1 protein-coding gene and 1 pseudogene are annotated in these 1252 nt (G+C 73.8%); both read right to left on the bottom strand.

Annotated elements, in window-relative coordinates; genetic code table 11:
* Window positions 1–389: pseudogene (locus JM949_RS36035) on the bottom strand (hypothetical protein); the annotation flags it as partial.
* A 4-nt stretch (window positions 390–393) separates the two neighbouring features.
* Complete coding sequence (locus JM949_RS36030; RefSeq protein ID WP_203152482.1) at window positions 394–1026, bottom strand: MBL fold metallo-hydrolase; 633 nt, start codon at window positions 1024–1026, stop codon at window positions 394–396.
* Window positions 1027–1252 lie beyond the last annotated feature (226 nt).

Raw genomic sequence — 1252 nt, 5'->3', positions numbered from 1 at the left:
GCCTCCACCTCGGCCAGCGGCAGCCGGCTGGCCGGCGGCGCGTCCGGCTCCGCCGCGGCGAGCTTGCGGACCTCGACGACCAGCGCGGCGACCACCGCCCGGCGCTGCGCGGAGAGCTCCCGCAGTCGCGGCCCGCGCAGTTCCCGCTGGGCCGCCCGCAGCGCGTCGGCGAGTTGGACCAGATCGGCGACCAGCTCCGGGCGTCGGATGGCGAGCAGGTTCACCAGCCAGGCCGCCACCGTCGGGCGACGGAGCCGGGCCAGCTGCCGGGCGGTGGTCGGGTCGCCGGCCCGCCGGGCCTCGGCCACCGCGGCGTCCCGGGCGGCCACGAACCGGTCCGGTGGGGTGCGGTAGAGCTGCTGCACCAGCTCCGCGGAGAGGCCGGGCATCGGGTCAGACGTCCACCCGGCTACCGGGCTCCAGCCGCTGGTACTCGGTGCCGGAGAGCGCGCTGTACTGCCGGTCGAGCACGCCCAGCCCGTTGTCGTTGAGCAACGCGTCGTGCAGGGCGTACGCCCGGCGCGGCGCGACCGCGCGGATGAAGTCGAGCACCTCGGAGAACTTCGACCAGGGGGCGTGGATCGGTGCGAACAGCGTGTCGACGGGTGTCTCGTCGGGCACCACCAGGGAGTCGCCCGGGTGGTAGACCACGTCGTTGATCAGATACCCGATGTTGTCGATCACCGGGATGTCCGGGTGGATGACCGCGTGCCGCCCGCCGTACGCGCGGACGGCGACCCCGGCGGCGGTGAACGACTCACCGGGGCTGACCGGGTGCAGCACCTCGGCCGCGTCGCCCAGGGCCCCGGCGAGCGAGGCGGGTCCGTAGATCGGGAACGGCTGCCGGTCGAGCTGTAGACGGACCGCGGCCGGGTCGAGGTGGTCGGGGTGTTCGTGGGTGATCAGCACCGCGTCCGCGCCGTCCAGCGCCGTCGCGGGGTCGCTGAACACTCCGGGGTCGACGACGAGCACTCCCCCGTCGTGTTCCACCCGGAGGCAGGAGTGGGCGTACTTGGTGAGCCGCATCGTGACTCCTCGATTATCGAATCGTGACGTCCTGAGCGCAGTCTGCCGGAACCAGCCGACGTGCGCGCCGCGTCCGAGCTATCGCCACACCGGTTGACAACGATGGGAGCGGGGATGGACGGACAGGTGGGACGCCGCCGAGGCGCGTTGCTGGCCGCGACGACGCTGGCGGCAGCCCTGGCGCTGACCGGGTGCGGCGCCGACGACAGCGGGGCGAGGGACACCG

Origin of the sequence: Micromonospora tarensis (assembly GCF_016803395.1) — a bacterium.
GTDB classification, from domain to species: Bacteria; Actinomycetota; Actinomycetes; order Mycobacteriales; family Micromonosporaceae; genus Micromonospora; species Micromonospora tarensis.
This window is presented reverse-complemented; position numbering and strand designations above follow the sequence as displayed.